Source organism: Desulfamplus magnetovallimortis (assembly GCF_900170035.1).
GTDB classification, from domain to species: Bacteria; Desulfobacterota; Desulfobacteria; order Desulfobacterales; family Desulfobacteraceae; genus Desulfamplus; species Desulfamplus magnetovallimortis.
Window position 1 is genome coordinate 4,762 of the sequence record NZ_LT828555.1, and the last position, 7,156, is coordinate 11,917.

The following is a 7,156-nucleotide window of genomic DNA, read 5'->3' on the forward strand; positions in this document are numbered from 1 at the left end:
GTGTATGGAATCTCAACAAATTCTGGTGATGGTTATGATCACTCCCACCACTGTTCCTGTCATGCACGTTGCAATGGTGCCTGCAATAAGAGCACGAAATCCAAGTTTTGTGATTTCGCCTCTTTTATCTGGTGCCATGGTTCCCATCCCCCCTATCATTATTCCAAGGCTTCCCGGGTTTGCAAATCCGCACATGGCATAGATCATGATTAGCCGGCTTTTATCACTTAGTGCTGCATCGGAAAGTTTGCTTAACTCCAAATATGCCAGAAATTCGTTAAGTGCGGTTTTGATGCCCATAAGGCTTCCCGCAGTATGTGCTTCGTGCCATGGAACGCCCATAAGCCATGTTACAGGAGCCATCACCCATCCCAGAATTCTTTGAAGTGTAAGTGGAACCCCTTTGAAATCCGGCAATATTCCCAGCATAAGATCAATTATATGAACAAGAGCAATAAGAACAATAAGCATGGCAACAATGTTAATAAGAAGCGAAACCCCCTGAACAGTTCCTTTGCTTATGGCATCCATTGCACTTATGGGGGGATCATTCATGGTCACCTTAGCGGATATTGTGACATTATCGGTTTCAGGCACCATGATTTTTGCCACGGTTAGTGCTGCCGGAGCGCTGATAATGGAAGCTACCAGAATATGACCCAGTACATCGGGAACTGTATTTCCAAGTATTGTTGCGTAAAGCACCATCACAGTGCCTGCTATGGTTGCCATGCCCGAGGTCATGAGTGAGAAGATTTCACTTTTTGTCATTTTGCTCAGGTAAGGTTGGATGAAAAGCGGAGCTTCAACCATTCCCACAAAAATATTGGCTGATATTCCAAGACCTTCGGATCCTCCGATTTTGAATATTTTTTTAAGTGCCCATGAAAATCCCTGAACAACCATGGGAAGGATTTTCCAGTAAAATAACAGGGTGGATATGGCGCTGATCAGAAGCACCAGTGGAAGGGCCTGGAAAGCGAATATAAAGGATGAACCCGGAAATTTTTCATCAAAGGGAAGTTGTGCTCCGCCAAGGTAACCAAAAACCACAGATGTCCCTGCTTTGGATGCCTCCTGAAGTCCCAGCACCACGCTGTTAAGGGACATGAATATATTCCTGAAAAAGGGAATGTTTAAAAGTATAAAAGCCAGAGCAAACTGAATAACAATACCTTTAATAATTGTTCCCCACTGGACTTTAGTACGATTATCGCTCATGCACCACGGTAGCAATATAAAAAATGTTAAACCCAATATAGCTTGAAAGAAAATCATTTTATAGCATTTCTCATTTTATCATTATAGATTATGTCAACAGCGATTCCTTCAAGATTGCCCTTGCTTTTTCGTCGTTATCCGTGACAATAGCCACCACATTCTCCCCTTGATTCCGCTCAATCATGGTAATACTTCTGATGTCAATGTCATTGTCTGAAAGAAGGCGTGACGTCCGTGCAAGTGCCCCCGGTCTGTCCTCGATTTTTAACAGGATATTGTTATCGGGTACAGCCCTGTAACCGGCTTCATTAAGAATGTTGAGCGCCATGTCGTTGTCTGATGTATGCAACTTGATTCTTGCAAGGCCATTCTCTGAGAAAGCATCTATTCTGTCAATATTGATATCTTTTACACCAAGAAGCTCTGAAATTTGAGCCACCAGTCCTTTGCTGTCCCTATGAACAATCATGATAAATTTCATTTGGTATCCATTTTTAGCCATATATTAGTTATTAATTGATATTCAGTAGTATTATATGAATCTGATAAATAGGAAAAAATTAATGTCCGCCTACTTCTCTGTGTTGTTTTAAATCCTCAACAAATTCGTCAATCTGCTCCCGCCGGACACCGGGCATGCAGATCAGGTGTGTCCTCCCATCTGCTGTGGCAAGCTGCCATTTTTCCTTTATCATTTCCGGTACTTCAGGCAGTACCACTGTAATGGCATCGGGATTTCGCCAGGCATCAATTCCCATATTCTTAAGGCAACGCAATGTATAATCTGCCATCTCAAGGGCGTCATTTACCCTTTTCTTAAATCCCTCCATGCCCTCTTTTTTGATAAGATACCATAGAAATATGGGAGTTAATCCGTTTCGAGAGCCTGTGATGGTGGTATCTAAGGATCCGATATAGGCAATTGAACGGGCAATGCGGTTGACATTTCGTTTTCTGGCAATGACAATGCCACATGGAATCGGAGAGCCAAATGATTTATGACCACTTACGGAAATGCTGTCTGCACCATCCTTAAAATCAAATGGAGGGCGTGGTGTGATAAAAGGAGCAAGACCTCCGCAAAGGGCTGCATCGGAATGGATATAGCGTTCTGTTATTACCAGCCTGTCAAGTATTTCCCTGATCTTTGTCAGATCGTCTTTTGCTTCTGTCATGGTGGTTCCGATATTGGCAAAAATGATGGCTGGTTTATCCCGATGAATCTTGATGGTCTCATAGAGATCTTCATAATCAATTTCGCCATTTTCGCTGGAGCGGATCATAATATGCCGCATATTCAGAAGATGCAGGTTTTTACTGACACTGTAATGGGTCTCCCTTGAAAAATAGGCAATCCCTGATGGATAAAGCTCCCTTGCAAGGTAAAGTCCATAAAGATTGCCTTCACTTCCGCCATTTGTGACATAGCCCCAGAAGTCGTTCTCTTCGGCTCTGAAAAGTTCGGCCATGAATTCGATGACTTCCTGTTCAAACTTCCGGCTGTCCACTTGCCAGGTACTCTTTGTGAAGGGATCTCCAAGGTTGTTCAGGGGATATTGTAAAAACTCAAAGAGTCCCCTGTAATCAAAATCCTTTGATACAGGGTAGCCCAGAAAAGAGTCTGTTTTATCTTTGATTTCATTGAGAAACTTCTCAAGTCGATGAGTATCGGAGGGGTTCAGTTCCATGGTGTTCCTTTTTCTGGTTATCTTTTTTTGACTTGAAAACTTTTTTATCGGGGCGCTCTGGCAATCATACGTGGAATCCCCGCTGTAATCTGATATTTTAGCCTCCGGAATGATATCAGGCAAAGGAGGCGCAGTAGGGCAAATCAACTGCAAATATTACCAGTAGTTCCTTGATTAAACAAGCCAATTTCATTATGATCAAGTAAAAAAGAACAGAACTTGTAAATAAGAAAAATTTTAGATTGGCGAAAAAAAATATGAAAATAGAAACAACATCATTTGAAGATTCTGAAGCAGAACTTCGTACTATAAGAGAAACTGTCTTTTGTCTGGAACAAAATGTCCCAAGGGATATTGAATGGGATGGCGAGGATTCGGATTGTGCCCATGTCATTGCATACGATGAAAACAATGCTCCGATTGGAACGGGCAGAATAAAGCCTGATGGAAAAATAGGAAGGCTGGCCATACTTAAGGAATACAGGCAACGGGGAATTGGCGAAAAAATATTAAACAGCCTCATTGACCTTGCAAGGAACAAGGGACTCAATCAAGTATATATTCATGCGCAAACCCATGCTGAATCATTCTATCATAAAAGAGGGTTTGCAAGAGAAGGTGATGAATTTATTGAAGCCGATATCAAGCATATAAAAATGCTCCTTGATATTACACATATATAAACCCTCATGATTAAGAGAACATCACAACGATGCATGAAAGTCTTTACATATCAATACTTTATGGAGACTTTAAAATAAACTCTTTGGGATGGGAAATTGGAACAAAGATGCTGGATATCAGAATAAAAGCTGCTGAAGGATTGAGAACAGGTGATACTTTTTCTATTTCAAGAACTTTTACCGATGAAGATGTGATAAGATTTGCTGAAATTTCGCGTGACTACAATCCTGTGCATTTTGATGAGAGATTTGCAAAGGTAAAAAAATTTAAACGCCCTATATGTCATGGCCTTCTGATTGCATCTATCATAACTGAAATCGGGGGGCAGATAGGATGGCTTGCCTCTGGATTGAATATCAGATTCATCAAGCCTGTTTATGCCGGAGATACTGTAACATGTGATTTTACAATTACCGAAATTGACGAAAGGGGGCGTGCAAAAGCGGAAGCAGTTTTTACAGACCCAAACGGTATCACAGTTGCGGAAGCAACACTTAAAGGCATTGTGCCGGAAGAGTCTGAAAAAAGGATACTCAAGGCTATGCTGAGTGAGGGAGATCCTACAAACAAAGCTGCCTTACCACGAAACTAAAGAGTCATAACCGTGGCAGTTCTTTAGAGGACCTTTGACTGATGAAATCAGTTTGTCGAGTAATGCCTTACATGGAAAAACTATGATTAAATATGAAAAAAATATGGTAAAAGAATCAGGGATTCCTTTGAAAGATATCCAGGGGGCAGGTAAATTAACGATTGATGCCATTGTCGGCATTACCGACATTGTTGATTCCATGCATCACACTATCACAAGTTTTGGCGGGATAATGGGTGGAGAAAATCAGACCAGGACCGGAGGAATCACGGGAATTGCCTACAGTGGTGTTCGCACTATTACAGAAGCTGTCGGAAAGTGTCTGGATTCTGCCTTAAATAAATTGAGTATCATGATAGAGGATAGAGACACTTTGTTTACTGGTGAAAGTGACTCTTCCTGTACCGGAGAAAGTAACTCTTCCTGTACAGGAGAAAGTGCCTTTTCTTGTACTGGAGAAGGTGACTCTTCTTATAATGAATCAAAAAAAACTTGTTTTATAAAAAAAACAATTTCTCTTCAGATCGTGAAGCTGTGCTTTCCGCATTAAACGGGGTTCTTGGTGACTATCTGGAGAGCAGGAATAACCCGTTGTCAATATCCATGGAATTTCGTCGTAACGGGAAATCATTGAGCTGGGATGAAATCTCAGAAATGATTTCGCAAACAAGTGACAAGCTGATCATCATGCTTCATGGCTCCTGCATGAATGACCTGCAATGGAACAGAAAGGGACACGACCATGGTGCAGCTCTCTCTTTTGATTTGGAAATGACCACCATATACCTTCATTATAATACCGGACTTCATATTTCTGAAAATGGCAGAAAATTTGCGGATCTTATGGAAAGCCTTAATGCTCATTTGGCCAGACCGGCAGAACTGTATATTGTTGCACACAGCATGGGAGGCCTTGTTTCCCGAAGTGCCTGTCATTACGGCAAATTATCCTGTCATACCTGGCTGGAAAGTCTTAAAAAAATCGTATTTATGGGGACTCCACACCACGGGGCCCCACTTGCGAAGGGTGGCATCTGGATAGATACTATTCTGGAAGCCAACCCTTACAGTGCTCCTTTTGCCCGACTGGGGAAAATCAGGAGCAGTGGCCTTACAGATTTATGCTATGGCAATGTATTGGACGAAGACTGGAAAGGAAAGGATCGATTCAAGATGTCAGGAGATATCAGAACTCCAGTGCCTTTACCAGAAGGTCTCCTCTGTTATGCCATTGCCGGAGCCACAAGCAGGGAACCCTGCAAACTGGGTGACGATTTAATTGGAGATGGTCTGGTAACTGTAAACAGCGCATTGGGACGTCATAAGAATCCGCAATTTCAATTATGCTTTCCAGACTCCCGTCAGTTTGCTTGTCGAGGAATGACCCATTTTGATCTGCTCAATCATTCTGAAGTCTATAAAACCCTGAAAGAATGGTTGGTACTACGGGAGTGAAATCTCTTCGCTGATGGAGATTTGGAGTTAAGCTTTAAGTTGATTTTCTCCCGTTCCAGAACTACTCAAAGTCGACACCTATGATCTTGTAAGCCTTGTCAACGCTGTCTGAATCAGGATTTCCAAGATTAACAAGATAAGGCAAGATCACATATCCTGAGCATCCTATCCATCCTGGTTATCCTGGTTCAGACAACTGCAATAACTTCTGAACAAGCAATAAGATGTCGATTTTGAGGAACTATCTCATCAGTCATAAGTTATCTCAATGAGCACAAAGTATAGTACTTTCAAGCAATTAAAAAGCACAATATATGGTGACGAATTTGAGAACTTACGACTCTTGAGTAACTATCAAGGACGCAATAAATTATCGAGTTTCAGTAATTAGGATTTAGATCGTCAGTGACACCTCAATGGCCTCCTGGGGGCAGATCTGGAAACAACTGCCGCATTCATCGCAACGGAAGCCGTCCACACGATAGGGTTCTCCCGGAATGATGGCCTTGAATGTGCAGACATCAAAACACTCCCCGCAGGCGATGCAGGTATCCGGGTTGATGCGAGCACCGGCACCATTAAACGTTTCTCCACCAAAGGCAAAACGTGTTCGCAACAGCTTGTAATCCCGGTGTTCCAACTCAAAATCATAGTCAAATATCTCCCCTTTTCCCTTGTTGATACAGAAAAAACGGGTGGCTGGGTAACGGGCTGCATCCTCAAGAAAATAGTTGTGGATTTCGCTTCCGGCATCGGCTTTTTCCTTAACCTCATCCTCATGAATTTCACGAGCTTCACCTGAAAGCCTCAAAGCAAATCCCGGTTCAAACCTGGGCTGCCCAACCTCGTTTTTCCCGCTTTTGTGGCCTGATGGGTAAATTCCGCACAGAGCGAGATTCGGATTTTTCTTCAACTGCCTATAAAATGGTTTTATAACCATTGTCAGAAAATAGATGTTCTCTTCATCACAGCCGCAAATGCTGATAATGCGGCTGTGCATGGTCTCTTTGTCCAGCGTTGTTATTGAAACTGACCCGATTATTTCCAGGGCTTGTTGAACTTTCTTGTTTAGACTCATGTGTTGCCTCCATGGGGTGAAAGAGTTGTTTGGGAACGTTATGGCGTCCCCGACTTTTAGGCTTTTCAAAAGGCCAGAACAAAAATCCCTTCGATTAAGTGCGGGTATTCCGCATGAAATCTGGAGATGAAAATACATGAGAATGCACATCCCGGATAGGTGCATTCCTGTCGAAGAATGGTAAAAGTCGAATTGGTGCGTTATTTTTTCAATATTTTCTTGAACTGGGCGGGGGACTGGCTGGTATGTTTTTTAAAATATTTTACAAAATTGGTCGGCTCTTCAAACCCCATTAGGTAAGTTAATTCTTTGATGGAGATATCTGATACAGCAAGTTGCCTTTTGATTTCCAGAATGACAAAGTTATCAATGAAGGATTTGACCGTGTTGCCTGTAATGGCTTTTGCAATTTTGTTCAAGTGGTTGTAGGAGATACCC

At 42.2% G+C, this 7,156-nt stretch carries 9 protein-coding genes; 4 read left to right on the forward strand and 5 right to left on the reverse strand.

What is annotated here, in order from left to right; translation table 11 throughout:
- Nucleotides 1-12: 12 nt before the first annotated feature.
- The 3 genes from MTBBW1_RS20765 to MTBBW1_RS20775 all read right to left on the reverse strand — a co-directional run bounded on the left by MTBBW1_RS20765 (nt 13) and on the right by MTBBW1_RS20775 (nt 2,909).
- Entirely contained in the window at nt 13-1,278 is a 1,266-nt protein-coding gene (locus tag MTBBW1_RS20765) for a NupC/NupG family nucleoside CNT transporter (RefSeq protein WP_080806747.1), read from the reverse strand.
- 31 nt (nt 1,279-1,309) lie between these two features.
- Nucleotides 1,310-1,702, reverse strand: coding sequence for an ACT domain-containing protein (locus MTBBW1_RS20770; protein ID WP_186441576.1), 393 nt, complete (start codon nt 1,700-1,702; stop codon nt 1,310-1,312).
- A gap of 79 nt (nt 1,703-1,781) precedes the next feature.
- Nucleotides 1,782-2,909, reverse strand: a complete 1,128-nt coding sequence (locus MTBBW1_RS20775) for a histidine decarboxylase (RefSeq protein ID WP_080806991.1) — start codon at nt 2,907-2,909, stop codon at nt 1,782-1,784.
- A 257-nt stretch (nt 2,910-3,166) separates the two neighbouring features.
- Here MTBBW1_RS20775 and MTBBW1_RS20780 point away from each other — a divergent pair, with 257 nt between their 5' ends.
- The 4 genes from MTBBW1_RS20780 (at nt 3,167) to MTBBW1_RS20795 (ending at nt 5,640) form a co-directional block, all read left to right on the forward strand.
- The gene (locus tag MTBBW1_RS20780; RefSeq protein WP_080806751.1) at nt 3,167-3,592 is read left to right on the forward strand and encodes a GNAT family N-acetyltransferase; all 426 of its coding nucleotides are present in this window, start codon (nt 3,167-3,169) and stop codon (nt 3,590-3,592) included.
- 29 nt (nt 3,593-3,621) lie between these two features.
- Nucleotides 3,622-4,185 carry a MaoC family dehydratase gene (locus tag MTBBW1_RS20785; RefSeq protein ID WP_245809501.1) on the forward strand — a complete coding sequence of 188 codons (564 nt, stop codon included), beginning with the start codon at nt 3,622-3,624 and terminating at the stop codon, nt 4,183-4,185.
- Nucleotides 4,186-4,267: 82 nt separating this feature from the next.
- Complete coding sequence (locus MTBBW1_RS20790) at nt 4,268-4,735, forward strand: hypothetical protein (protein WP_080806753.1); 468 nt, start codon at nt 4,268-4,270, stop codon at nt 4,733-4,735.
- Nucleotides 4,678-5,640, forward strand: coding sequence for an esterase/lipase family protein (locus tag MTBBW1_RS20795; protein WP_139786840.1), 963 nt, complete (start codon nt 4,678-4,680; stop codon nt 5,638-5,640). The genes MTBBW1_RS20790 and MTBBW1_RS20795 overlap by 58 nt, the downstream gene beginning before the upstream one ends.
- A gap of 394 nt (nt 5,641-6,034) precedes the next feature.
- Here MTBBW1_RS20795 and MTBBW1_RS20800 read toward each other — a convergent pair whose 3' ends face one another.
- Nucleotides 6,035-6,718: a 4Fe-4S binding protein gene (locus MTBBW1_RS20800; RefSeq protein ID WP_186441578.1), complete on the reverse strand. Its 684-nt coding sequence runs from the start codon at nt 6,716-6,718 to the stop codon at nt 6,035-6,037.
- 200 nt (nt 6,719-6,918) lie between these two features.
- On the reverse strand, nt 6,919-7,156 hold a 238-nt coding region (locus MTBBW1_RS20805), incomplete at its 5' end, for a helix-turn-helix domain-containing protein (protein WP_139786849.1).

Excerpts from the sequence above, each read along its gene's own strand:
- MTBBW1_RS20765 (WP_080806747.1), bottom strand. The coding sequence starts at position 1,278 with ATGATTTTCTTTCAAGCTATATTGGGTTTAACATTTTTTATATTGCTA.
- MTBBW1_RS20770 (WP_186441576.1), bottom strand. The coding sequence starts at position 1,702 with ATGAAATTTATCATGATTGTTCATAGGGACAGCAAAGGACTGGTGGCT.
- MTBBW1_RS20775 (WP_080806991.1), bottom strand. The coding sequence starts at position 2,909 with ATGGAACTGAACCCCTCCGATACTCATCGACTTGAGAAGTTTCTCAAT.
- MTBBW1_RS20780 (WP_080806751.1), top strand. The coding sequence starts at position 3,167 with ATGAAAATAGAAACAACATCATTTGAAGATTCTGAAGCAGAACTTCGT.
- MTBBW1_RS20785 (WP_245809501.1), top strand. The coding sequence starts at position 3,622 with ATGCATGAAAGTCTTTACATATCAATACTTTATGGAGACTTTAAAATA.
- MTBBW1_RS20790 (WP_080806753.1), top strand. The coding sequence starts at position 4,268 with ATGATTAAATATGAAAAAAATATGGTAAAAGAATCAGGGATTCCTTTG.
- MTBBW1_RS20800 (WP_186441578.1), bottom strand. The coding sequence starts at position 6,718 with ATGAGTCTAAACAAGAAAGTTCAACAAGCCCTGGAAATAATCGGGTCA.